This is a genomic window from Acidovorax sp. GW821-FHT10E03, from assembly GCF_059415205.1.
The window spans coordinates 210683-236356 of sequence record NZ_JBWKMU010000008.1 but is presented as its reverse complement, the minus strand read 5'-3'; the positions used below and the strand labels follow the sequence as shown (position 1 = coordinate 236356).

The 25674-nt window shown below is 59.4% G+C and carries 20 protein-coding genes and 1 pseudogene; 11 read left to right on the top strand and 10 right to left on the bottom strand.

Going from position 1 to position 25674, the window contains the following annotated elements:
* The first annotated feature begins 87 nt into the window (after positions 1-87).
* The gene (locus AC07OD_RS16080) at positions 88-1119 is read left to right on the top strand and encodes an AraC family transcriptional regulator (RefSeq protein WP_494597474.1); all 1032 of its coding nucleotides are present in this window, start codon (positions 88-90) and stop codon (positions 1117-1119) included.
* Between the two features lie 452 nt (positions 1120-1571).
* On the opposite strand, the gene AC07OD_RS16075 is transcribed toward AC07OD_RS16080, so the two are convergent.
* Positions 1572-3887 (bottom strand): putative bifunctional diguanylate cyclase/phosphodiesterase, encoded by a 2316-nt coding sequence (locus tag AC07OD_RS16075; protein WP_494597473.1) that lies wholly within the window; start codon positions 3885-3887, stop codon positions 1572-1574.
* A gap of 74 nt (positions 3888-3961) precedes the next feature.
* Complete coding sequence (locus tag AC07OD_RS16070; RefSeq protein ID WP_494597472.1) at positions 3962-4360, bottom strand: hypothetical protein; 399 nt, start codon at positions 4358-4360, stop codon at positions 3962-3964.
* Between the two features lie 1559 nt (positions 4361-5919).
* Between AC07OD_RS16070 and AC07OD_RS16065 the strand changes: the two genes are divergently transcribed.
* From AC07OD_RS16065 to AC07OD_RS16050, 4 genes are all read left to right on the top strand, one after another.
* Complete coding sequence (locus AC07OD_RS16065; RefSeq protein WP_494597471.1) at positions 5920-7608, top strand: methyl-accepting chemotaxis protein; 1689 nt, start codon at positions 5920-5922, stop codon at positions 7606-7608.
* Positions 7609-7722: 114 nt separating this feature from the next.
* Positions 7723-9870, top strand: coding sequence for a putative bifunctional diguanylate cyclase/phosphodiesterase (locus AC07OD_RS16060; RefSeq protein ID WP_494597470.1), 2148 nt, complete (start codon positions 7723-7725; stop codon positions 9868-9870).
* Between the two features lie 35 nt (positions 9871-9905).
* Positions 9906-10133: a hypothetical protein gene (locus tag AC07OD_RS16055; protein WP_494597469.1), complete on the top strand. Its 228-nt coding sequence runs from the start codon at positions 9906-9908 to the stop codon at positions 10131-10133.
* A complete protein-coding gene (locus AC07OD_RS16050; RefSeq protein WP_494597468.1) occupies positions 10130-11137 on the top strand; it encodes a Bug family tripartite tricarboxylate transporter substrate binding protein in 1008 nt (335 codons plus the stop codon). The genes AC07OD_RS16055 and AC07OD_RS16050 overlap by 4 nt, the downstream gene beginning before the upstream one ends.
* Positions 11138-11491: 354 nt before the next feature.
* Here AC07OD_RS16050 and AC07OD_RS16045 read toward each other — a convergent pair whose 3' ends face one another.
* The 4 genes from AC07OD_RS16045 to AC07OD_RS16030 form a co-directional block, all read right to left on the bottom strand.
* Positions 11492-11806 (bottom strand): DUF736 domain-containing protein, encoded by a 315-nt coding sequence (locus AC07OD_RS16045; protein ID WP_494597467.1) that lies wholly within the window; start codon positions 11804-11806, stop codon positions 11492-11494.
* A gap of 826 nt (positions 11807-12632) precedes the next feature.
* Positions 12633-13127 carry a cyclophilin-like fold protein gene (locus AC07OD_RS16040; RefSeq protein WP_494597466.1) on the bottom strand — a complete coding sequence of 165 codons (495 nt, stop codon included), beginning with the start codon at positions 13125-13127 and terminating at the stop codon, positions 12633-12635.
* A gap of 27 nt (positions 13128-13154) precedes the next feature.
* Positions 13155-14285 carry an MFS transporter gene (locus tag AC07OD_RS16035; RefSeq protein ID WP_494597465.1) on the bottom strand — a complete coding sequence of 377 codons (1131 nt, stop codon included), beginning with the start codon at positions 14283-14285 and terminating at the stop codon, positions 13155-13157.
* Between the two features lie 99 nt (positions 14286-14384).
* A complete protein-coding gene (locus AC07OD_RS16030; RefSeq protein ID WP_494597464.1) occupies positions 14385-15515 on the bottom strand; it encodes an alpha/beta hydrolase in 1131 nt (376 codons plus the stop codon).
* A gap of 100 nt (positions 15516-15615) precedes the next feature.
* Here AC07OD_RS16030 and AC07OD_RS16025 point away from each other — a divergent pair, with 100 nt between their 5' ends.
* The gene (locus AC07OD_RS16025) at positions 15616-16521 is read left to right on the top strand and encodes a LysR family transcriptional regulator (RefSeq protein WP_494597463.1); all 906 of its coding nucleotides are present in this window, start codon (positions 15616-15618) and stop codon (positions 16519-16521) included.
* 233 nt (positions 16522-16754) lie between these two features.
* On the opposite strand, the gene AC07OD_RS16020 is transcribed toward AC07OD_RS16025, so the two are convergent.
* The 3 genes from AC07OD_RS16020 to AC07OD_RS16010 all read right to left on the bottom strand — a co-directional run bounded on the left by AC07OD_RS16020 (position 16755) and on the right by AC07OD_RS16010 (position 20002).
* Positions 16755-16970: a hypothetical protein gene (locus tag AC07OD_RS16020; RefSeq protein WP_494597462.1), complete on the bottom strand. Its 216-nt coding sequence runs from the start codon at positions 16968-16970 to the stop codon at positions 16755-16757.
* 59 nt (positions 16971-17029) lie between these two features.
* Positions 17030-19108: a ParB/RepB/Spo0J family partition protein gene (locus AC07OD_RS16015; protein WP_494597461.1), complete on the bottom strand. Its 2079-nt coding sequence runs from the start codon at positions 19106-19108 to the stop codon at positions 17030-17032.
* Between the two features lie 66 nt (positions 19109-19174).
* Positions 19175-20002 (bottom strand): DUF932 domain-containing protein, encoded by an 828-nt coding sequence (locus AC07OD_RS16010; protein WP_494597460.1) that lies wholly within the window; start codon positions 20000-20002, stop codon positions 19175-19177.
* A gap of 712 nt (positions 20003-20714) precedes the next feature.
* Between AC07OD_RS16010 and AC07OD_RS16005 the strand changes: the two genes are divergently transcribed.
* From AC07OD_RS16005 to AC07OD_RS15990, 4 genes are all read left to right on the top strand, one after another.
* Entirely contained in the window at positions 20715-21533 is an 819-nt protein-coding gene (locus AC07OD_RS16005) for an enoyl-CoA hydratase/isomerase family protein (RefSeq protein ID WP_494597459.1), read from the top strand.
* Positions 21534-21563: 30 nt separating this feature from the next.
* Positions 21564-22775, top strand: coding sequence for a CaiB/BaiF CoA transferase family protein (locus AC07OD_RS16000; RefSeq protein WP_494597458.1), 1212 nt, complete (start codon positions 21564-21566; stop codon positions 22773-22775).
* Positions 22776-22876: 101 nt separating this feature from the next.
* A complete protein-coding gene (locus AC07OD_RS15995) occupies positions 22877-23809 on the top strand; it encodes a LysR substrate-binding domain-containing protein (protein WP_494597457.1) in 933 nt (310 codons plus the stop codon).
* 139 nt (positions 23810-23948) lie between these two features.
* Positions 23949-24920, top strand: a complete 972-nt coding sequence (locus AC07OD_RS15990) for a tripartite tricarboxylate transporter substrate binding protein (protein ID WP_494597456.1) — start codon at positions 23949-23951, stop codon at positions 24918-24920.
* On the opposite strand, the pseudogene AC07OD_RS15985 reads toward AC07OD_RS15990, so the two are convergent.
* Positions 24889-25050, bottom strand: a pseudogene (locus tag AC07OD_RS15985) (integrase core domain-containing protein); the annotation flags it as partial. The gene AC07OD_RS15990 and the pseudogene AC07OD_RS15985 overlap by 32 nt on opposite strands.
* A gap of 243 nt (positions 25051-25293) precedes the next feature.
* On the opposite strand from AC07OD_RS15985, the gene AC07OD_RS15980 reads away from it, so the two are divergent.
* The gene (locus AC07OD_RS15980) at positions 25294-25425 is read left to right on the top strand and encodes a hypothetical protein (RefSeq protein WP_494597455.1); all 132 of its coding nucleotides are present in this window, start codon (positions 25294-25296) and stop codon (positions 25423-25425) included.
* The last annotated feature ends 249 nt before the right edge of the window (positions 25426-25674 follow it).

Genomic DNA, 25674 nt, shown 5'->3' with positions numbered 1-25674 from the left:
GGCAAATCTGACGAACCGAAGAAGACTGCGATTGATGCAGATTAATCGGTGTAAGTGAATCAGCGTCAATCGATAGAGACAAAGAAAATGCCACGCACCAAACTTGACTTTGACGCGCGTGTCTATACGTGCCAGCGCATTGCCTCAATCATGTCGGCCCTTGAGGAAGATGGCGTTGAGCCAAGCCAAGTTTTGTTTGACAGTGGGGTTTCCTGCGAAGACCTACGAAAGCCGGAGACGCGAGTTTCGGTGAGGCAATTGACGCAGATATATCGAAATGCCTGTCGCCTTGAGACTGATTCCACGTTGGCTTTGCGTGCGGGAAGTCGAATGCGAATAGTGCACTATGGGATGTTTGGTTATGCGGTGGAAACTGGCGAGTCATTCGCAGCCAGAAATGATGTGCTTCAGACGTTCCAGCATGTCGCGGTTCCTGGCGTGCGGATCGAATCAGCGCACGACGACAAGATTCGTCGCTATCACTACGATGTTTTGTTGACACCGGACCCCACGGACGATATTTATCGCTTCACGATCGAGTTCAGCTATGCCGCGCTACTTATGCTTTCACGGGAACTGTATGGGCCATCGTTTGAGTTCAGGGATATTCGAGTGATGTTTGCTGCGCCACCACATGCCAGTGCGTATCGAATGCTTTTTGGGCGTTCTGCGCAATTCAGTCAAGATGTGAATCTTGTGGCCTTTGATGCTGAACTCACCGAAGGGGAAACCGACAGATCCTATTTGGCTACCCATCAAATGGCGCGCGATCAATGCCAGCAGTTGTTATTGACCATCGCTAAACCAGTGGGTGTCGCAACCACGGTCAGGCGGGTATTGATCGAGCATCTTCCGCGTCGGTTTCCGACGACACAAGCTATGGCGAAGGAACTGTTGATGGAAACCCGTACGCTGCGGCGCAGACTTGAGGAGGTGGGGACGACCTACCGGCAGATTCTGGCGGAGGTTCGGCTGGAGTTGGCCATGCAATACCTGCTCAAGACAGCTATGACGACAGACCAGATTGCTGCGTGCCTGGGATACAGCGACGCATCCAACTTCCGGCACGCATTCATCCGGTGGACAGGGAAGACGCCAAGCCAATACAGGCTCGCATAGCCTTTTTTGCCACCTAGAACTTCTCGAGACATCCGCCAGTGTTTATAAGCTGAGCGCATTGCAAGTTCCTGAAACGGGGTGGTGCAAAATCCGAGCCAGGTGATTCAACTGATGTTAAGCACAGGCGCTAGAGCACAACGTTCATGTAGGTCGAGGCGCTGCCCGGTTCACGCCCCTGCAATGCAAGGACTTCGGTCTGGCGTGATTTGCGCGAAAAATTTGACACTGAACTTTTTTACCGATGACAGCGCAGGCGCTGGTCGAGACTATTCTTTGTAATTCGGCTGGTACAGAACTGTCGAGATATCGGCGCCGAGTTTTTGGGTTTTAGCTTCGCATGGATTTATTTGTTCAGCAGGAGCAATTTCATGGGGTGAAAGCGAGAGCAGGCAAGTTTCCGAGTGTGGTGCACGCGCAAGGGTTTGAAGGCTGTGAAAATTAAAGTGCCTTGATCATTTTTGAGCCAAGTTCAGTACTGATGGACTCATGCGGGCCTGCTGCTCGTACGCCTCCAGTGCCATTGGGCGCCCAAACAGGTAGCCCTGGAAAGCCAAGCACCCATGTTCAAGCAGAAACCGGTAGTGCGCCTGGGTTTCCACCCCTTCTGCGATGACACTAAGGCCCAGACTACCCGCGAGCGCGATGATCGAGTGTGCGATGGCCGCATCACTCGGATTGAGCAACATATCTCGCACAAACCCTTGGTCGATTTTGATCTGGGAAAGCGGCAGGCGCTTCAGATAGTTCATCGATGAGTAGCCCGTACCAAAGTCGTCTAGTGAAAACTCTAAGCCATGTGCTTGGAGCGCGCGCATGGTTGCTATGACGTCGTCTATACAGTGCAGCAACAGGCTTTCGGTCAACTCCAGTTTGATCCGTCTGGGGTCGGCGCCAGTGCTTTGCAACAGCACAAGGATCTGTGCAACAAAGTCTTCTTGTAAAAACTGGCGCGCACTCACGTTAATGGACAGGTTCAAGTGGCTGAATGCTGGATCGTGCCGCCAGCGCCCCTGTTGGCGTAGGGCTGTCTCCATGATCCAGTGGCCTAAGGGCAAGATCAGCCCTGTAGCCTCGGCAAGGGGGATGAATTCGTTCGGAGGCACCATGCCGTGCATGGGGTGCTTCCATCGCACCAGGACCTCGGCGCCTGTCGTGCGTCCCTCGCTATCTACCTGGGGTTGGTAAAACAGCAAAAACTGCTGGTCGCGCAGACCTTTGTGAAGTTCGGTTTCCAGCGCTACGCGGCGGTTCATGACCAGCTGCATTTCGGGATCAAAGAATCGCAGGGTATTGCGCCCGGCCTCCTTGGCGCGGTACATCGCTAGGTCTGCTTGCTTGAGGACTTCGTCAACGGACTCCTGTCCGCTGAACAGCGAGATCCCGATGCTGGCAGAAAAGTGGTGCTTATGCCCGAGCAGCTCATGGGGTTCGCGCAGCCGTGCCAGGATCAATTCGCCCAGCGCACGTGCCTGACTGGCCGCCTCCTGCGCATCGCTGCTGAGACTCGATAACGCCACTACAAACTCATCGCCGCCCAAGCGGGCCACGGTGTCCTGCGCACCGACACTGTCGCGCAAACTTTGGGCAACACGCTGCAGGAGCATATCGCCCACTTCATGGCTCTGGGTGTCGTTCAGGGTCTGGAAGTTGTCAATATCCACGAGCATTACTGCTGTGGCCATGCCAGAGTGCGCGTTGTTGGCCTTCGCTTGCTGCAGGCGATCCATCAGCAGACGACGGTTGGGCAACTGCGTGAGCGCGTCAAAGAATGCCAAGTAGTGTGCTTGCTCTTCCGCGGCCTTGCGCCTCGAGATGTCGATGTCGATGCAGAACATCTCTGGCGGCTGACCGGGTACTTCAATGAGGGCGTGGCTCGAGAATACGTCCACTAGTGAGCCATCCTTGCGCCGCAATTGCAATTCTCCCGCTGGAATTGCCTCACCGGTGGCGAACATGTGGCGCATCTCTTTGCGCACAAAATCGTGCATAGGGAGTGGGATGATCAAATCCAGCAGGTTGTTACCCATGGCCTCTTCGGCTGTGTAGCCGTAGAGCTTCTCCGATGCCCGGTTCCAATAGGTCGTGGCACCATCCTCCCGGTAGCCCTGCACCGAGATGGATGGAATGTTGCGTAGCACGGAGTGAAAGCGCAACTCTGATTCACGCAAAGCGTCTACTGCGCCCTTTAGCGCTTCTTCGGTGGCCCAGCGTTTCTCCACATCGAGCAGCAGCCAGCCGAGCACTGTCGTGGCCAGGGTGAGCGTGACCAAGAAAGGCAGGGCCACTGTCTCGTTGATGTGCCGTGCGACTTCATCGGGCAGCAATTGGAATACGGCCAGCATCGCACTGTGCAGCAGTAGCCCAAAGAGAGCCAGCATGACGGGCCCCACGCCCAGCCAGCCGCGGGAGCGTGCATAACGGTATCCCAGGCCTGAGACGGAACAAAGCAGGATCACGAATAGGCCTGTCTCAACTCCTGCGCCACCCAAATACAACCGAGCCATAGCGGACATGACTGCCGCGACGCTGACCACCAGCACACCGCCGAACAAGCCGGCCATACTGAGCATGACTGAGCGCGCGTCGAAGATCACGCCTGGCTCAAGCGTCAACGGCGTAAGCATGCCCACGACGCAGATGCTGCCGAAGATAAAACCTGAGACAAGCGATCCGGGCAGCGAACTTCGAGGCCATAGCCTCGCCCCGAAGCCGTGGAGAGAACATAGCGCCAGCAGCAGCGCGACACCTTTGGCTAGCTCAAGAAACATAGGACGTGACGCCAGTGAAGAATGTGCTCCTCATGGAGGAGGCTGGATTCGAATAAATGTATTGAATGGGAATGTCAGGAAATCCCTATCCCTTTAGTAAAAGATGGTGAGAAGTGGGTGCCCTTTACAGGTTTTGAACCTAGCGCCCAAGCCAATAATTCGTCCGCGCATCGGCTGCGTTGGCAGATAGCACCGATTTTCGGGGCTCTGAATAAATCTGCGGTCAATCTTGAGTTGCCGCTGGATGCCTGCGCAAGCAATTCAAACAGAGGCACCCGCACCGAAATCGTCGCACCCTGCGATTCAAGCCTTCGAAGGCGTTCAGCGTCGCCTGGATGTCTTCTATTGTTACCGGTTCGGGTGATCTCGTGCATATGTCGACTGATGCCCGAGCGATGACTAATTGGCGCTGCACCAATGCGTTCAAAGAGGTCATCTTGGCGTAAATGGCCAACCGAAGATTTGCCGTTCACGCGGACCTCAAGTGCCGAAGAATGTCGTGTCATATCCAGCCGTGGCGGCGACGATGTCGTCCCGAGTTTCTTGTTCCGCCAACATGCCCGCGCCAAGGCAGACCGAGCATTCAAGGCCATCTGCTGTAGCCACGCCGCTGCAATGTATGCCGCGAATGGCCAGCGCGGGAAGGGGGTGGTAGTAACGACCGTATCACTCACTGGCACTATACAACCAGAGGAAGCAGAACTCGACGCTACATGCAACAACGGTAGTAGTTTCGGGGGCCGCCGCTCATTGCCCATCCCAAAAAAAGCCAGCCAACATGCTGAGCACTTCCCGCCGCTGCAGAGGCGACGTACGGGCCGCTGCTTGTGGCTAATCATGCTCTAAAAAAAAATCCCAACGCGGCCAATTTGGTGAGCGTGGCAAGACCCGTTCCCACGGTAACCCAACGCCACAGGCACAAAAAGCGCCAACATGCGGATGAAATGCATAGATCGGATACTCGTGATCATGGTGACTAAATTGGCTATCACCAAGCATAAGTGCGTTTATGCTTTACAGATCGAATCCACTTTGTTAGATCAGAGTGCAAAAAGGAACGAAAGATTGCGCTCAATACTAATGCTGTAGCGCTAAGTGAAGAGCAATGGGACAAAATACATATTGTCGTACAGATGATTTTTGCGTGAAAGGTGAAATCTGACTGGATTCAGGTTTGTTTTGACCATGATTTTGAGTGGCGTGCTGCGCGTCTTGTCAGTCAAGCTGGTATCGCATTAGGTTTGCGACTTCCATCCCGGCAAAACTCCCTGCAGCGCAATGCGTTCGCCGTCTGCAGTAGGAACACTCGGCTTCGCTTTGCGCCGATGTATGCAACCCAAAGAGTGCGCTCACTTGTACCGTCAGGGTCCTGCATCGGGTCCTGGTGCCCAAAACTTTCTGTGCCAGGGGGTGTGGGTCTCCATCAACGCCCACCTGACCCCAAGGGCCCGCTGCGAAAAACCGGCTCGCGCGGCGAGCGTAACCAAGAATCAGGGTGATGGGTGCGATCCTGGGATGTGCGGCAATCGATGGAAGTTTGTCGTGTGTATGGAGCGGGTATGACCGTACGTACGGATGACGTTTTGAGGGGGGCTTCAATATTGTCCTGAAATCACTTGGATGAGGTCTATTTTCACCTGTGTTATTGGGCTAAAAATTACTACAATAAAGGATTGTTACGGCATGTAAACGAGCCGTAAATTTACGGATACGGAATTTTTAACCTTGAACTATCCCATCCAGTGACCTCATTCGCATAACTCAAACCGTTCGAAAAGACGATAGAAGCGGTTGTTGTGCTTGGCGGTGAGTCGCAATACGCCGTCATTTTTACGTGTTTGGCGTTTTACGCTGAGTACTTGATGGCCGGGCCTTATTCAATTCGATGAGGCTGCTGAGTGCATTGCTGCGCGGTAAAACATCGCACCAGAGTGATGGATGCTCCGGATCTGGTATGCCACGTTCGTGAGCATGATGATCGCTGCCATTGGGTAGGGGAATTCTCATTCAAAGTCATATTTGGGGAACTAGCGTGAATCTGAGCAGCATCAAAATTGGGCCGCGGTTGGCCTTTTCGTTTGGCTTGGTGTTGTTCATCACCGCGGTCATCGCCGTTGTGGGTATGTGGCGCTTGCATGCACTGGGACAAGTTACTCAGCAATTGGCTAGCGTCGACAACGAACGCCTTCGGGCTACCATGCAGTGGCGTCATGCCATAGACTCAAACTGGGTGCGCACGCGCGCCGCAATGCAGGGTTCTGACCCTAGTAACCTGGCAGCCTGGCAGGCTGAGATGGATAGGACGTCCGCTGATGCCACTGCCGCGCGCAACACGGTGGAGGGGCTGATTCGGACCGATACGGGACGCCAGTTGGTGCTCGACATCGACAAGGCACGTGAGGCCTATCGCGGCCCACGCGCTGAACTGCTCAAGCGCAAGAGAGCTGGTGAGGACACTTCAGACGTCTTGGAGACACAGATCAAGCCCCTTGCCGATGCCTACAGCAAGACGCTCGAGACATTTGAGCTTCGGCAGCTAAAGCTCTACGAACATACCCGAGACGAAGCAGCGGCACAGGCGTTGCAGGGGCGCATGATTCTCATTGCCTGCACCATGATGGCACTTCTGTTCGGTGCAGGTGCCGCCTTTCTTCTCAGTCGCTCGGTCATCACTCCGCTGCGACGGGCCGTCCACCACGCTGGTCAGATTGCCCAGGGTGATCTGACACAGCCCATCGTGGCTGAAGGCCGCGACGAGGCCGCAGCACTTCTAGAAGCGTTGCGCGGCATGCAGGAAAACTTGGCCCGCGTGGTCTCTGGCGTGCGTGCTAACGCCGAGAGCGTGGCCACGGCCAGTGCCCAGATAGCCCAAGGCAACAATGACTTGTCTGCACGCATTGAGAGCCAGGCTAGCGCGCTGGAGGAAACAGCAGCCTCGATGGAGCAACTTGGTTCCACCGTGCGCCAGAACGCAGACAACGCGCGGCAGGCCAACCAGTTGGCCGTGAGTGCCAGCACTGTCGCCGTTCAGGGTGGCGATGTGGTGGCCCAGGTGGTGGGGACCATGAAGGGCATCAATGATTCGAGCCGCAAGATCGCCGACATCATTGGTGTAATCGACGGAATCGCCTTCCAGACCAACATTTTGGCCCTCAACGCCGCAGTGGAGGCGGCCCGGGCTGGTGAGCAGGGCAGGGGCTTCGCCGTCGTTGCGAGCGAGGTGCGCAGTCTGGCGAAACGCTCGGCGGATGCGGCCAAGGAGATCAAGCAACTGATCACTGACAGCGTGGAGCGCGTGGAGCAAGGTACGCAACTCGTGGACAAGGCTGGTGAGACGATGACACAGGTCGTGAGTTCCATCCGTCGTGTGACAGACATCATGGGGGAGATCAGCGCCGCCAGCAGTGAGCAGAGCGCGGGTGTGGCGCAGGTCGGTGAAGCGATCACGCAGATGGACCAAGCCACGCAACAGAATGCTGCACTCGTGGAGCAAAGCGCCGCAGCAGCGGACAGCCTTAAAACACAGGCCACTCAATTGGTGGAAGCAGTCGCAGTGTTTCGGTTGTCAGCGGGACATAACGGCGACGCACAGCGTGCTGCAATGCCTGCGCCCACGCGGGTGACCCCGTCCTTCGTACGCAAGCCTGCGGCGCCGGTCGTGGCCAGTACGTTGGCGCCATCTACCAAACCAATACAGAGCGACGAATGGGGAAGTTTTTGAACTGATAGGCAAGGCGAGATCATAGTTGCCCTATCCGTGGAGAAGATGGCTACTGAAAGTCTGCTCAATGCAGGCAAGGTTGAGCGGAGATCCGCATCTAACTAGAAAAATGCTATGCAGTACCTGTCTTCGAGCTACGACCTTTGGGGTGTAGCCCTTTCGCTTCTGATTGCCACCTTTGCGTCCTATGTCGCGCTGGATCTGGCCAAGCGGGTGCGTACGCGCGACCGTAGTGTCGCATTGAGCTGGTGGATCGGTGGCTCGATTGCCATGGGAACCGGCATCTGGTGCATGCATTTCGTGGGAATGCTCGCGTTTTCGCTGCCGATAGCATTGGGATATACAACGGGCCTCACTGTGGCTTCATGGGTTGCAGGGGTCGCGGTCTCTGCCATCGCTTTATTCGTTGCGAGCCAAGGGGAACTCACTTGGGGTCGGCTAGGAGGAGGTGCGCTGGCAATGGGATTGGGCATCTGCACGATGCACTACACCGGTATGGCCGCACTGGATATGGCCCCTGGAATTGTTTGGGATTTACGGCTGGTAGCGGCCTCCGGCGTGATCGCGGTGGGTGCATCCGCAGCCGCCTTGTTGATCTTCTTTTGGATGAGGAAGATCGACTCGCAACGTCGCTTCCTTTATCAGAGCCTGGCCGCGCTAGTCATGGGTATGGCCATCTGCGGCATGCACTACACCGGCATGGCTGCAGCGTCTTTTCCTGTTGGTGCCGTATGTATCAGCTCTGGTGCTCTTGCTGGTGTCCAGCTAGGAACGATGGTGTCATCGTCGTCGGTAGTCTTGCTGGCCATGACACTGTGCACATCCATTCTTGATGCGCGCATGCAAAGCACGATGAAGGTAGCGAACGTCAAGCTGCAGGCTGCCAATGAAGAGCTGAGTCGTCGGGCCTTTCAGGATCCGCTGACAGGCCTGCCCAACCGACTGCTATTTGAAGATCGCCTGGCACAGGCACTGCAACGCCGCGAGCGCAATGAGAAGCGAACTTCCAACCGCAAATTGGAAAAGATTGCCGTGCTGTTCATTGACCTCGATGGCTTCAAGCCTGTCAACGATTCGCTCGGCCATGCCGCCGGCGACGAGGTGTTGAAAGCCGCCGCCTTACGCCTGCGTGAGGTTGCACGTGAGACCGATACCGTTGCACGCATCGGCGGCGACGAGTTCGTGCTTCTGATGGAAGATCCAGCCAACGTAGCCGACTCTGTCAGCCTTGCTCGGCGCCTGCTGGAGGCACTCACATGCCCCATCGAGGTGGGTGGCCATCAGGTGACGATCTCAGGGTCGATTGGTATCGTTGTCTATCCGGATCACGGCGACAAGGACAAGCTCGTGGTCAATGCTGATGCGGCGATGTACGCTGCAAAGCGGGCAGGGGGCAATACCTACGTGCTGTTCGAGTCACACATGGACGCCGGAGCACTAGAGCAGCTCAGTCTTCAGAACGACCTTCGCTTGGCCTTGACGCAGGGTCAGCTACAGCTCCACTACCAGCCGAAGATTGACGGCCAACTGGGACAGATACGAGGTGTCGAAGCCTTGGTGCGCTGGAATCACCCTCAGTATGGCCTTTTGAGTCCGGGCGTGTTCATTCCCATTGCGGAACGTTTTGGCCTGATCAATGCATTGGGCAACTGGGTCATCAACGAGGCATGCCGCCAGATGCGCGCATGGGCCGACAGTGGCTTGAATATGCGCGTCGCGATCAACCTCTCCGTGCACCAGTTGCGCGAGGATGATCTGGTCGCGCGCATAGAAGCCGCTTTGGCGTATCACCGCATCGAGCCTTCGCAGTTGCTATGCGAAATTACGGAATCGATTGCGATGGAGGACATAAAGAGCACGCAACATGCCTTTGAGGGCCTTGCTCGGATCGGCGTGTTCCTGTCAATCGACGATTTTGGAACCGGTTACTCCAGCTTGAGTTACTTGCGTCAATTGCCTGCGCGGCAGCTCAAAATCGATCGCAGTTTTGTTGCGGACATCGAAACCAGCGCCGACGCCCGTGCAATTGTCAGTGCTGTCATTCGATTGGCACATGAGTTGGGCTTGCTTGTCGTCGCCGAAGGCGTCGAGACAAAAGGGCAGCACGAAATCTTGCTCGGCCTCAAATGCGATGAACTGCAGGGCTTCTTCTTCGCCAAGCCGATGTCAGCCGATAGGCTTTCGGCTTGGACGACGGGTCAAAAGCCCGCAGGCATGGCAGATTTTTCACCGTCAGTCTTCGGAGCTGACTTCTCGATATGAGTACCTTCTAGCAGTGCTTCCAAATGATCGGTTGCATGCCGCAAGCGTTGCTGGAATGGGAAAAGCGCGCCGAGGTAGATCCTGGCGTGTGCGCTGCTGTCACCACCAGTGAGACGCAGCGAATGAAGGAGTTGTCATTCGTTTCTGCGCCTGAATTCGGTCGCGCTGCGGCTTGCACGGGATTTCTCCATACCGGTAAGGCAGGCGTTAACGCGGTTTTTGTACGTCGTTTGGTTACTCACAGAGAAAAGGAAACAGAATGACTCATCCCTTCCCAGTCAATGTTTCTCGCCGCAACTTTGCTGCATGGGTTACATCAACCGCGACAGCAGGTGCTTTGCCCGCTGCACTCTGGCCAGGACCGTCTGGAGCGGCCGAACCACCACTCGTTACCAAGTTACGTATTGTTATTCCCGCCAATGAAGGCGGCGGCTGGGATCAAACTGGCCGTGCGCTCGGTGCCGCGATGATCGCCTCGCGTGTGGTGGCCGACGTCAGCTACGAGAACATTGGGGGCAAGGGCGGCACCATCGGCCTGGCGAAGTACGTTGAGAAGTACGATGCAGACCCAGACACCGTGCTGATGAGTGGCATGGTCATGGTCGGTGCGGTGGCGCTGCAAAAGCCTGCCATCACGATGGCGCAGGTCGCGCCGGTGGCCCGGCTCACCAGCGACTACGAAGTGGTGGCCGTGAAAGCGGACTCTCCCATCAAGACGCCGAAGGACCTGATCGCTCAGTTGCGCGCCGACGCCGCAAAGACGATCGTGGCCGGTGGATCGGCCGGCGGCGTGGACCACATGTATGCTGGAATGCTGGCACGCGTGGCCGGCAACGCGGGTGCGCTGGTTTACCAGCCGCACCCTGGCGGCTCGCAAGTGGTTGAAGCACTCGAATCTGGCAAGGCAACAGTTGGCATCTCAGGCTACAGCGAATTCAGCGACCACCTGGCCAGCGGCAAGCTGCGCGCCATCGGCGTGTCGTCAAAGCGGCCGTTCTTGGGGATTCCGTCGGTGCGCGAACAGGGGGTGGACGCTGACCTCGCCAACTGGCGCGGTGTGCTCACCGGCAAGAAGGTCCCGGCTGAACGCAAGGCCGTGCTGCTCGAAGCCGTGCGCCGCGCCACCGTAGCCGATGTCTGGCAGAAGACCATCAAGCGTAATAACTGGGACGCATACTGGATGGCGGGCAAAGACTTCGAGGGTTTTCTCGAGCTTGATACGGTCATGGCCGGACTAATGATTTATTTGCTCAAGCTGAAAATCTGATCGTATGCGCGGCTACCCTGTAGCACAGCGTTCCACGTGCCCCTCTCGGCCCGTTTGCAGTGAGACATTGGGGAGTGCTCTTCACCCTGGCGATATGCGCGGCGCCGCACGGCCAAGTGTTGGGGCTGGCCGGTAGAGCATGACCTGCATTTCCGGGCTGAGATGTGGTTGGGCATGCAGGGCTGGAGAGGCCGCTCACGCGCGATGTCGATTTGTTCCTGATCGCGTGTAGAGCACGAGAAGCCGGGCTTTTCTACGCTTGCGGTGGTGTCAGCACCCAGGTCGACACGTTCGCATCGGCGCTGCGCTGCACCCCGAAAACACCCCGTCGCAACAGACGGGGCGCGGCGGCCGTCAGGCGGCCTGCGGCTTGCTGCGCGACCAGATCAGGTCGTGCGTGCCGTCCTCGCCTTCGATCAGCCGGGCATAGACCGTTGCCGGGAACGAAGGATCATCGAGGGTGCAGGACACGTAGGCTCTGCCAGCCTCGCTGGTCTTGCGCCACCCTGCACCCACGTCCAAGCCCGAAGCCTGGATGCGAAAGTCGGGGGCGTTCTCGTTGCCGCCCTTGTCGTTGGGAACCAGCTTGGCCTTGACATTGAGTGTCAGGGTGCAAAGCGTGCCGGTGAAGCCGTCTTTTTCTGCAGTGAAGGTGCCGATGTTGGCCATGATGAATTTTCCTTTCGGTTGAACAAGGTTCGCGCCCATCGCGTCCTTGTTGTGATCCGGTCGGCGGGGGACGGGCTGGCTGCACCGCTTGCGGTCGCAACGCAGTGGAGAACCGGGAGGCGCAAACAATTTGGCCCGCGAGGAATGCGCCGAACGCAGTGACAAAGCAGGGGAAATTGTTTTCGCCGGACGGTTGCAGCCATGAAGCCCGAGGCGCAGCCGCGCCACCGCCAGGATTCACAACAACACAAGGACGCCTTGGGCCGAACCACCCCCAACCCGAAAGGAGACAGGGCCGACTCGGCATCCCTGCAGAAAAGCTGTACTGGAACGCCCCTGACACGGGTAAGAGCCACCCCCAACCGACCAGGGCGAGAACGCCTCGCCGCACCTTGCGGCGCTGGGCTTGAAGTGTGGGATGGATGCGCCATAGTGAGGCCGGGTACCGTGTTCGTAAACCGTCCTTCGTGACGTGATGGGCGAGACCCGCCAGCGTCGAGGACGGCACGCATTCGCACAACCTGCCGAAGCAAGCGCCAGCGTGTTCGCCAGCGCCCTGTGCCTCGCGGCGAGGCGCTGGCCGGGCCGATCCGGCGCAGCCGGTTCGGCCGCATCGAGGGGCGCCAAGCATCGCGCGGCGGGGATAGTCCGAGGGACTTTCCCCTGGAGGCAAGCGCAGCGCGCAGCGCCGCAGGCGCGAAGGCGTGAGGGATAGCCGCCGAATGGCCGTGACGGCGAAGTCGACACGGGGCGCAGCCCAATAGCCCGGCGGCGCGTCACGCCGACACGCCCTGTTTTGCTTACTTACGGTGCTGCGGAGCCCCGCTCAATCCTTGGAGAACACGATGCGCACATCACGCTTGCCAAGGGCAGCAGCCAAACCCGCAGGATCGTCGATACGGCCCAGACGGGTGTATGAATACGAAGAGTCGAACGTCAGGTAAAAGACCACCAGCGTATCCGCGCCATACAGCATGAGATCGCCATCACGGATCGTTCCGGGCCGGCTTGCTTTCGCAGGCAAGGCTTTGGGCAGGCTGGCGTACTTCTCATTGCCGTTGAGTTCAGCCATGTTCAATGTCAACGGCAGTTGCGCGGAAAACGCGCGCGCCGTGGCGTTGTCCGCCAGGGTGATGGCGAAACGACGTTCGCCGACACTCATCCACATACGTAGTTCCTCCGATGTCATGGCTGCCGCCGCAGTAGCCGTCGAAGGCGAGCCCGATACGGCGTGCTGGCTGGCTTCACAACCGCCCAGTACCAGCAGACCAAGCAACAGGACAACGCCCCGGATAGCACGGCTTGCCGTCAAGTTTGGCATCGCACGGCCTTTCTCCCTACAACTCGCTCAAGCGGCCTGCGTCGCTTGCGCGCGCGAGGTCAGGAAGGCCAACCCGGCTGCGATCAGCAGCACGGATGCGCTTGTGATGAAGGTGATGCGATAGCCGCCTCCATCGAACAGCACGCCGCCCACGGTCGAACCGAGCGCAATCGAGAGCTGAATCACGGCCACCATCAGGCCACCGCCGGCTTCGGCATCTTTGGGCAATGTCCTGGCCAGCCACGACCACCAGCCCACGGGTGCCGCCGTCGCCACCAGGCCCCATAGTCCCAACAGGACGAAGGTGGCCGCCACTCCGCTGCCGAGGACAACCAGGGCGAGTGCGATGGAGGCCATCAGCACCGGAATCACCACCAGCGTGCGGTACATACCCATTTTCAGGAACGTGCCGATCAGCGTGGTGCCAATGAAACCCGCGATGCCGATCACCAGCAGAATCATCGACAGCGTGGTGACGTCCACGCGAGTGACGGTCTCCAGGAAAGGGCGAACATAGGTGAACAGCACGAACTGCCCCATGAAGAAGGCCCCCACCGCCAGCATGCCGAGCATGACCAGGCGGCTTTTGAACAGCCGCAAGACATTGCCCGAACCGGCGTTGCGCGGCTCGGCCTGCATATCCGGCAGGCTGATCCATTGCCAGGCCAGCGCGATCAGAGCCACCGGCACCAGGCAGAAGAAGGCGCCACGCCAGCCGATGACACTACCGAGATAGCTGCCCAGCGGCGCGGCCACCACGGTCGCCAGCGCGTTGCCGCCGTTGAAGACCGCCAGCGCCTTGGGAACGCTATGGGCCGGCACCAGTCGCATGGCCACGGCCGCCGACATCGACCAGAAGCCGCCCACCACCACACCGATCAGTGCGCGGCCGATCATGTACACCACATAGTTCGGCGCCAGCCCAACGACCAGGCCGGAGATGCACATCAGCCCGGTCAACATCAGCAGCAGGGTCTTGCGGTTCATCGAACCCGCCAGCGATGAGATCGACAGACTGGTCAGCACCGCGAAAGCGCCGGAGATGGCGATGCCGTAGCCCGCCCAGCCTTCGCTGACCCGCAGTTCGCCGGCAATCGGCGTGAGCAGGCTGACGGGCATGAACTCGGAGGCGATCAGCGCGAAGACACACAGCGTCATTGCAAAGACACCGCTCCAGTAGGCAGGCTGCTGCCCGCTCTCAGGGAATGGGAGCGCGTCACCCGCAGGAAATCCGGAAACTTGAGCCGTCATGAGCGCTTAGGCCAAATGCTGGTTGAAGAATGCGGTGAGCTTGTCCCAGGGAATCAGGTTCACGCGGTCGTACAGATCGACGTGGTTGGCGCCCTTGACCCAATGCAGTTCCTTGGGCTCGGCGGCGCGCTGGTAAGCGTCCTCGCTGAACTCCCTGGAGTGCGCCTGATCGCCTGCAATGAATAGCAGCGGGCGCGGCGAGATCGTCTCGATGTCATTGAACGGATAGAAGTTCATGAACTTCACCTCGCTCGCCAGCGTGCGGTTCTGCGTCTGCTCCAGCGTTCGGCCAGCCGGAATGGCGATGCCGCGCTTCGTTCGGTAGAAGCTGTGGTACATCGCGGTCACGGGATCAGCGCCCTGGGGCAGCTCGACCGGCAGGTAGTTCTGGAAGACGGGCTTGCCGCTGGTGTATTCCTCATCGCGCAGCCGCGCGGCCTGGGCCAGCTTGTCCTTGCGCTGCGCGAGCGTCTGCGACTTGCCGTAGCCATTGCGAGTGACCGCGCCCATGTCGTACATGCTCACCGTGGCAATGGCCTTCAGGCGCGGATCGATCTTGGCCGCGCTGATGATGAAGCCGCCGCTGCCGCAGATGCCGATGCCGCCGATGCGCTCGCGATCCACCCCGTCCTGGGGGCGAAGAAAATCCACCGCCGCGCTGAACGCCTCGGCGTACAGGTCGGGCGCCACGGCGTTACGCGCGGCGCCTTCGCTTTCGCCCCAGAACGGCAGGTCGATGGACATGGCGACGAAGCCCTGTTCGGCCATCTTGGTCGCGTAAAGGTTGGTGCTCTGTTCCTTGACCGCGCCCATCGGATGCCCGACGACCAGGGCGGGCCGCTTGGCGGCAGTGCGATCCTTGGGCACGAACAGGTTGCCGGCGACCTGCATGCCGTACTGGTTCTTGAAGGTGACCTTCTGCAAAGTCACCTTGTCGCTCTTGTAGAAGTTGTCCGCGCCCGGCGGTATGCCGGGCGTTTGCTGGGCCTGTGCCGCGAAAGCGGAAGTCCCGGTGGCAGAGAGGATGCCCAGTGCAGCGAGGCTGACGCCTGTGGCCTTCACAAACTCGCGGCGATCGGAGGCCCCAGCGGTCAAAACCTCGGTGGATTCGCGGCGGATGTCGAGTGTCGTGCTCATGGTCGATGTTCCTTGAAGATCAGTTGCGCCAATCTTGACGGAGCCATGAGATTCTGATTAGAGGGTGTAATCTTGATGTGGTTGTGAGAAAATTTCAGCAATGGCAACCACCAAAGTGAACGACCTCCAAGCCTTCGTGGCCGTCGCACGGGACCAGAGCTTCACCAAGGCCGCCGCCAGGCTGCGCATCACCCCGTCCGCCCTGAGCCATACGATGCGGACGCTTGAAGAGCGGCTGGGCGTGCGCCTGCTCGCCCGCACGACCCGCAATGTGGCACCCACGGAAGCTGGAGAGCGGCTGTTGCGGGCCATTGCGCCGCTGTTCGACCAGATCGCCGCCGAGGTCGAGGCGCTGGGCGAGTTGCAGGACAGGCCCAGGGGCACCATCCGCTTGACCTGCACGGACGATCAGATCGAACTGTGTCTGCGCCCCATGCTGGCGAAGTTCCTGAAGGACTACCCCGACATCACGCTGGAGTTCTATGTGGACTACGGCTTCACCAACGTCGTGGAGGAGCGGTTCGATGCGGGCATCCGCATGGGAGAGTCCATCAGCAAGGACATGATCGCCGTGCGCATCGGGCCTGACTGGCGGCTGGCGGTGGTAGGGTCACCCGAATATTTCGAGCGGAATCCGCCGCCCAAAACGCCGCATGAACTGACCCGGCATGCCTGCGTCAACATCCGGCACCGACCCAACGGGGCGATCTACGCCTGGGAGTTCGAGAAGGACGGGCGGGCCTTTACCGTCAAGGCCGAAGGCCAGCTCGTCTTCAACAGCATCATGCACGTCCTCAACGCGGCGGCGGATGGTATCGGGCTGGCCTACGTGCCCGAACAACTGGTGGCGCCGTATCTGGCGGATGGGCGGCTTAAGGAGGTATTGGCCGATTGGTGCCCGACCTTTGAGGGTTACCACTTGTACTACCCCAACCGGCGCCAGGCATCGCCTGCGTTCACGGTATTCGCCGAGGCGCTGAAGTATCGCGGCCAGAGTTTTTTGTAAGAGCAACCTGTCGCCGATGCTGGGCGTGCCACCCGGCTGTTTGATGGCACTGGCTTAGTGCGAGCCAGTGCCCGAAGGCATCGCGCACCACGGCGATGCCTTCAACGCCGCCGCCTGAGCCACTGCGAAGGCGGCGGCGTTCTGATGTGGCTGTTGGCTTTGAACACCGGGCGCGGCCACTGCCGCGCCCGGATTTTGCGTCCACCGCGCCCAGGGCGCGGTGCTGATCGCGGTTATTCCTTCGTCTCGATGATCCACCACACGGCACGCGCCAAGGCGCGGCCCGTGATGGGATGAATGTCCGTGAGGTCGGCGCGGGCCGTCCAGCCCGAAGGCGGACGGTAGCCGCGCACGTCGCCCTCGCCGTGCCAGCGGCGGGCACGTACCGTGCCGGTGGCATAGATCGCTGTCATACGCGGGCGGCTTGGGGTTGAGGTGTCGGTGGGCATGGTCTGGCTCCTTGCAAGCCAGCGCCCGGATGGCTCCGGGCGCTGTGCTGCGTTGAGGGTCAAGCGGCCAATGCCTCGGCGGGTTCATCCGCCACGGTGGCGACTTCTTCCGCGCCGTCCTGCGCCGTATCCTGCGGCCCATCCTCGGGAGCATCCGCCTGCGTGCCTACAGCCTTGAAGATGGCAGGCATCCAGCCCGTTTCATTCGCCAGCCGTTCGGCTTCGCTGGCAATGTCGGCCTTCTTGAGCTTCGCCAGCCGGTTGATGGAATCGGGCGCGACCTCGCTCACGGCATCCAGAATCGCGGCCTTCGGAATGTGCTTGAAGTAGCCTTCCGCGCTTGGTTTCCACCATGCGGCCATGTCGAGACCCACGGCCTGCGCGAGTTCCGCGCCGGGCTGGTGCGCCGTGGCACGCGGCGTCACCACATCCACCGTGGACGCTACGCACACGGCCAGGAGTTTGACCAGTTCGCCTTGCTCCATCGCCAGCAGTGCGGCGAACAGTTCGGTGCTGTCCTCGGGCAAGGCTTGCCCGGCTACCTGTTGCATCTCGCGCAGCGCCACGGCAGCGGGTGATTCAGGCCAGTCCAGGGCCATGCCTTCCAGTCGGTCTTGCACCGTCAGGCGCACGCCCAGCGGCAGGTCGTGCCCGTAGTGGCGTTCCTGCAAGACGGCCTGCACCATGCCATGCACCAGCGCAGCCAGTGCCACCTGCGGATGCCGGGCCACCTCGATTTGCAGCGCGGCGGTGCGGTGGGCGCTCAATCGTTGGGCCAGCCGGTCGGAGATAGCGGCCTTGGGCGCTTTGTCGTTCTCGGCTTCGTCGTCGTTCTCGGCTTCACCTTCCGCGCTGCCGAACCCTTGGCGCAGCCGCTCCAGCGTGCGCAGCGCCTTGGCCTCGGCCTCGCGCAGCAGCCCGCGATGAATCACGGCCTCCCCGTTGCGGTCGATGGTCACGATGGCACCGGCTGCGGCCTTTACGCTCGCGCCGTACCCCTGCAAACCGTCTTCCAGCGTCTGCAACTGCTCGCCCAGCCGTTCGCCTTCTTCTTGCAGCGCGTCGGCCTTGTCCTCGTCCTCGGCGTCCATCGCGGCATCCACCGCTTCGGCTACTTCCTGCATCTTGGCTTGCAGCTTCTCGATGCGCTGCGCTTCGCGCTTGTTCGGTTCGCGGCGCTCCCTCGGGGCGCGCTGGAAGGCTTGCAGGTCGGCATACGTGGCGGCGGGCGTGGCATCCACCCATGCCCATCCTTCGCTGCCCACCTCGGCGGCTATGCCCGCCAGCTTGTCCAGTGCCAGCCGTTCCAGCAGTGCGGCATCGTTGAGGTACACGCCCGCATCGCCTTCCGCGAACAGGTCACGGCGAATACCGCCGCCTGCGGCTTCGTAGGTGTCCAGCCCGACGAAGCGCACCAGCGGGTGCCGGTAGGCGTCAATCTCGCGTTCCGTCAAACGGTCACGCAACGCGGACGGACTGCGCTGCCACTGCGGCGCATCGTAGAACGCGGCATCTTGCGATGCGTGATCGTCGGTCACGGCCAGCGCCATGAGTTGGTCGAGCGTGACGGCATCGGCCCGGTAGTCGGCCATAAGGCGCGGCGATACGTTGGCGAGCTTCAAGCGGCGCTGCACCACCAGCGGCGTGACAGAGAAATCCGCCGCAATGTCCTCGATGGGCCGGCCTTCAGCCACCAGCGCCGCAAAGGCTTCAAACTGGTCTGCCGGGTGCATGGCTTCGCGCTGCACGTTCTCGGTAAGGCTGGCGGTGCGGGCCGTGCCATCGGCCACGCGCAGGCAAGGCACGTCCCAATCCTTGGCGATGCGGTGTTTCTTCGCCAGCAGCTTCAACGCAGCGAGGCGACGGCCACCGGCCACCACCTCGTAATGCAAGCCATCGGCGGCGGGAATCACGATCAAGTTTTGCAGCAGGCCAATACGTTCAATGCTCGCGCTGAGTTCAGGGACGGACATGCGCGGGACGGTCTTGCGCACGTTCCGGCCCGTGGGGCGCAGCACCAGCCGCGACAGCGGCACCAGAATCATGTGCTTGCTCGGGTCGGCGGCCTGCAACACGTTGGCGGTGCTGCTGGCTGCGGTGTTGACGGCGCGGGCTTCGGTAGTGGTAACGGCGTTCATGGTGAATCTCCAATCAAGTGACACAAGGGAATGGAGGGGAGCCGCCCCTCCGGCGGGGGGAAGGTTTCAGGCTTTGAGGGCGCGCATGCCATCGGCCAGCAGCCACAGGGCACGGTTCAGGCGAATGTCGGAATCAATGCCCTGCACAGGGCGGGTCTGCTGCCTGCGGCCATTGGCGCTGCGCCCGGACAAGCCGCCTTTGGTAAGGTTTTCTTGGGTGCGGTTAAAGATGGACCACAAATCGGGGCGGCGATCTTCAAACCGGCGCGGCATCAGGATTTGCGATTCAGTGATGGGCGCTGGCTTGTCCGGGTCGTCGTATTTGAGGGCCAGCGCCGCACGGGCGAACACCTCCGACTCGCCATCATCCAAGGTGATGCCGCGCATCAGGTCGCGGGATTCCTTCACCCGGTCAAAGCCGCGCAGCACCTCGAAAGCGCCTTCGATGACTTGGCCCGCCACATCGCCTTTGTGGGGCACGCGCACATCGGTAAAGGTGTCGCCGCAGACCAGCCCATTGGCACAGATAAATCTGAATTGCCCTGCCAGCATCTGGTAGCTGCTCGTGCCATCGTGGGAATTCAGCAATACGATTTCATTGGCTTCCGCGCCATTGATCTGGCTGGCATGGCGCAGGCGCAGCAGGTGTTTCGTGTGCTCGCGCCGCCCCTCGTTGCGCACGCGGGTCTGGCACACCATGAAAGGCTGAAACCCTTCTTTGCGAAGCTCGGTCAAAACCGTGGCCGTGGGGATGTAGCTGTACCGCTCGGAACGGCTCTCATGCGGAGCATCCGCGAAGATGGACGGGGCCACCCTGCGGATTTGGTCGTCGGACAGCGGGTAGTCGCTGCGCAGTGCCGGGGAGCGGGAAGCGAAACGGGAAGCGAGTTGCATGGTCTTTCTCCTGACTTGGCTGTTGAAGAAACCGCACACCGGATTCCTAGATTCGGAGCCCAGCCTCGTGGCTGTTCGGTGCGGTCGGCACGAAGAACCCGGTTGGCCTCGTTGCCACCGTCTTTCCTGAGTTCATCGCCCGCGACGAAAGGGAGCCCGTGGACGGGGGCCGTCAAGGAGACAAGCGCAGGGTTGGTGCGGCCCGCAGGCGCAGCCGAGGACACGGCCCTGCGCGCCTTGACGGCACACGGCCGCGGGCTACAGTCGCGAGCAAGGTGATGGAGTCAGGAAAGATGGCTGGACAAGGCAACGGCCCCTTCCACCGCCGACCGCACGGCAAGCGCAAGCGCGCAGGCCCGAAGCTGCAAGCCGGGCCGGAGGCGTCAGCCGAGCGGAGTGAGGGGACGATGGAAGCCCGACAGGGGCGAGACTCGCGCAGCGAGGCTCGATGCGCTACGCGCACGACAGCGCGACCGGCCATCTCCCTGGTGGCCGGGGACGCCCAAACTGTGGAGTGAGAGCCACCTGTGGCACAGTGCGCAGGGCAGCATGACCGCCTCGGAACGAATGTCAGCGACAACGCACATGGTCACCGCCAGTGTCAGGTGTTGTGAGATGTCATCAGGCGGCGCGATTAACTATCGTTTTTTCTTATAGGGGCATCGAAATTCTCTAGTTTTCAGAATGCAGCTGCATTCTTACGCTTGAGCTCATGAACACTACCAGTAGAGAAAGCCAGCAAGCACGGGCTGGCCATATAGAACTTCAATGTCACTCGCAGATCGCCTTTGTCACCATTTCCAATGAGGCAAAGCGCAATGCACTGACCGTCGCGATGTGGGAAGGACTACGTGCAACCTTCACAAAGATTTCCGCTGACGCTTCTCTGCGGTGCGTGATCTTGCGCGGAAAAGGAAACGAAGCGTTTGCAGCCGGCGCAGACATCGCCGAATTTGCCAGTGTCCGCAGTACGCGGGAGCAAATCACCACCTTTCACGAAGAAACAGTGCTTGGTGCGTTGTCGGCGATTAGCGGCTGCCCCATTCCCGTCGTTGCAATGATTCAAGGCGCCTGCGCAGGGGGCGGTCTTGAGATTGCATCCGTCTGCGACATGCGTATTGCTGGCGAAAGCGCCCGCTTGGGGGTGCCGATCCGCATGTTGGGGTTCCCATTGGCATTGGCTGAGTTGCAGGGACTTGTGCGCCTTGTTGGCCCCGCTGTTGCTGCCGAGATTTTGTATGAGGGGCGAATGTTGGGTGCGCGAGAGGCTTTGGCCAAAGGGCTGCTGACGCGTGTGGTCGATGATGCCGCCCTGGAGCAAGAGGTGATGCATTGCGCTAAGCGCATTGCCGAAGGCGCCCCCTTGTCAACACGTCAGCACAAACGACTTTTGCGCCGGTTGACGATGGACCTGTCACCCGTGACGCGTGAAGAGCGTCTGGAGAGCTATTCCTTTGCGGATACACAGGACTATCGCATTGGCATTGATGCTTTTCTCAACAAGACCCATCCCACATTCACAGGTCGCTGAATGACAACACCTGATCAGCACAACCATTCCATGAATACTTCTGAACTGCCACTCACTGGTCTGCGAGTCTTGGACCTGTCCCGCGCTTTGTCTGGTCCATTCTGCTCCATGATCTTGGGCGATCTAGGCGCTGAAGTCATCAAGATAGAGCCGTCGCCTCACGGAGACATGGTGCGCCAATGGGGGCCTTTCATCGAAGACACGAGCGTCTACTATCTTTCGGGAAACCGCAACAAGAAGAGTGTTGCAGTGAATTTCCGCACCCCCGAGGGATTGGCACTCATCCGGTCCATGATTCTCAAATCAGACATTCTGATTGAGAACTTCCGCACGGGTGTTATGGCTGAGATGGGGATGGACCGCGAGGAAATTGAAAAAGAAAATCCCGCTCTTATATGGGGAAGCATTACTGGATTTGGCAGTGATGGCCCGCGCGGTCAGTGGCCTGGATTCGATCAGATCGCCCAAGGCTATTCGGGCTTCATGAGTTTTACTGGAACACCGGATTCTGGACCGCAACGAGTAGGTGTGGCGATTGGCGATCTGACATCGGGAATGTGGGCTGCGATCGGCATTCTTGGAGCCGTCATCCGTCGCCAAACAACCGGCAAAGGGCAGAAGGTCGAGACATCTCTGTTGGCGAGCCTGGTGAGTCTTCTCAGCGTACAAGGCCAACGGTACCTTTCATTGGGCGATGTCCCCGGCCCGGTTGGAAACGTGCATCCTGTGATCGCACCGTATGGAACATTTGAAACGCAGGACGGCACCATCAACATCGGCAGTGCGACACAAGAGCAATGGGTGAAACTTGCAGGTCTTCTTGGTTTGGAGGAACTCACACGTGACCCGCGCTTCATCAACAATGCCGCGCGGATGCAGCACCGCATGGAACTGAAGCAACTCCTTGAGGCGCGCCTGCGTTTGCGCCCACGGGCGGAATGGATCGATGCCATGGTTCCGCTCAGCATACCCGCGGGGCCCATCAACCAACTCGATGACGTCTTCGCAGACCCGCAGGTTCAGCATTGCAAAATGGTCGAGAGCATAGAACATGCAACGTTGGGAATCCTGCGTCAGGTCGGTAATCCCATTCGGATGGACGGCCTGCGCCATGGCAGCATGCGCATGCCCCCCCCAGTGTTTGGCCAGCACTCGGTGCAAGTCTTGGAAGAGTTGGGATACTCGCAAGCGGAGATCAAGAGTTGGCTAACATCGCATGTCGTGGCACAGGCCGCGAGCTAGGTTGAACGCTAAAGGAGACTTCGACAATTGCGAGGTCCTACTCCCAACCGCAGCTTGTCCACCCATGAGTTAGTTTTGAACCCAATGAAGCCGTCACGTTAATGGAACTACGTCAACTACGCTATTTCGTAGCCATTGTAGACAGCGGGTCTCTGTCCCGGGCGGCTGCTTTGGTGCATATCGTTCAACCGGCGTTAAGCCAGCAAATGACGCATCTTGAAGAGGAGTTGGAGGTCCAGCTTCTACAGCGCAGCGTCAAGGGCGTGACCCCCACAGATGCCGGTCTCGCTCTTTATCGGCATGCGCAGCATATCTTGCGACTTGCAAGCGAAACCAAAAATGTCGTGCGTTCGACAGCCAGCGAAATTAGCGGTCGAGTACGTCTGGGATTGCCGTCCAGCATTGCAATGGTTTTGGTGGGACCGCTCATCAACGCACTCGAAACACGGTATCCCCAGATCAGCCTAGAAATTCATGAGAGTCCGAGCGCCTATTTGGGAGCGCAGCTCATCAACGAGCGGGTTGATCTGAGCGTATTGGTTGATGATGCGCCCATACCCGGGCTCGATGTTTCGCCCTTGCTAGATGAACATCTTTACTTTGTTCAACCTCGAAAGACGCCTCTTTTGCGTTGCGGGAAATCGGTCAGTCTCGACGAGTTGACGTCTATTCCACTGATGCTGACCACGCATGCGACAACGCTGCGCAGAATCGTGGATCAGTCGTTTGCCGACATACAGAAGACTCCGACGATCAAAGGCGAAGCGAGCTCTATCCAGACGGTACTGTCCATGGTCGCTCAGGGCGGCGCGGGCACTCTGGTTCCTCATTCAGCGTTGGCTTGGCACGCGGCCGCTCAGTGGCTGAAGCAAACAGTTGTGGCGCCTCGCATTGTTCGCAGCGCAACGCTGGCTCACTCTCGACTCAACCCTCTCTCTCCCGCCAGCTCGTGTGTTCGCACAGTAGTTCGAGACGTTGTTCAACAACTCGTGAAATCCAATCAATGGTTAGGCGCGACTCTGCATACGGGATAGCTAGAAGAGCTATCACTTGGGGCTATACCGGTAGCATGATTCTGTAGTGTTCTCCGCGCGGACTGTCTCCTAGCATTCATCGTATCGGTGCTCTTCCTCAAAAAGACGCCGTATTGAAATGCATAACGGAGACATTTATATGAAGAAATTCTTGACGGCAGTTCTGCTTGGCGCGGTGTCAGCGACGATTTGCACAGCATCCCATGCTGATCCCACATACCCGCAGCGCCAGCCAGTTCGTTTGATCGTGACCTATGCCGCGGGCGGTGGCTCCGACACGATCGCTCGTTCACTTCAGTCAAAGCTGTCTGAAAAGCTTGGGCAGACCGTCATCATTGAAAACAAGACTGGTGCAGGTGGTTCCATTGCGACCGACTACGTTGCGAAGTCTCCGGCTGATGGCTACACGGTTCTCTTCACTGTCTCATCGCACAGCATCAACCAAGCGTTGTATCCGACGCTTCCCTTCAACACCGAACGCGATCTGCGTGGCGTGACATTGATCGGCGCACTGCCCCAGGTGATTGCGGTCAATCCCGCCGTACCCGCCAAGAGCCTCGCGGAATTTATCGATTTGGCCCGCAAGGATTCCAAGTACAGGCAATATGCATCGGGCGGAATTGGGTCACCTGGCCATCTGGCAGGCGGCTTGCTGCAGTCCATGACGAAACTCCCCCTTAGCCATGTACCGTACAGAGGGGCTGCACCAGCAATCGCCGATGCGATGGGGAATCAGGTTCCTGTGGTTATCGGCACATTGAGTGCGGCTCTGCCGCATATCCGCAGTGGAAAACTCAGAGCCTTGGCAATCACTTCAACCGAACGCAGCCCGCTTCTGCCAGATGTGGCCACTGTTGCAGAAACTGTTCCAGGATATGAGGCTGACACGTGGATCGGGACATTCGTGCCACGTGCCACCCCTGACTCCATTGTTCAAAAGCTCCATGAAGCTACGTTGGCAGCTCTTGCGGATCCCGGGACAAAAGATCGCATGACAACTCAAGCTGGGCGGATCATCGGTGGCGCGCCGACGCAGTTGGACGCCCAGGTTTCGCGCGAGATAAGGCAGTTCACTCAAGTCATCCGTGAGCAGAACATTCGCCCGGAATAGGGCTGAAGTAGTCCAGCGCCGAATTTAGCCGTGAGTGATTGTAGAAGGCGAACCAGTCCAGGATCGCCTGCCGCGCCTGCGCAGGTGCAGCGAACCGTTCGCCATGAATGCAGGCCGTCTTCGACGGCCCCTCCCATATCCGACCGCACTGCAAGCGCTTGCGCACAGGCCCGAAGCTGGAAGCCGGACCGGAGGCGTCAGCCGAGCGGAGTGAGGGGACCCGATGTCCGCGCAGGACGCATTGTGTTGGGGGCTCGTCAACGCCGTCGTATCGCGCGAAAAGTTGATGGAGACCGCAGTGCACTAAGCACGCTGTATCCTGAAGAATGGCCCGCTTGCCGTGCAGGCCACGAAATAGCTGGCGGTGCGCAGCATGGGCGTAGACATGGATACGGGCTTCCGCCTGGAGCAGATGGCCATCCGCCACCTGCTGGCCACGCAGGACGTGAAGGAAGGTCGCGCGGCCTTCGCTGAGCGGCGCGAACCACGCTTCCAGGGGCGATGAGGGATTGGCTGCTCGGAGTGCGCGTGGTGGAGTATCTGTTCTTCTGAGGATCTACTCTTTTTCATGGGCTCCTCTTCGGGCGGGAGCCATCTTCCTGGAAATCAATGTCTCGGAAAAATCGGGCAGGTCAGCACCGTCAACGTCTCCCGGTCATCAGCAGGCATCTCCAACGGAGCCGCCGGCGCGGCTCGTCGGCGCTTCCAGACACTGCGCAAACTGCGTGGGCGAGTTTCGCCCGCCGTTTGGCTT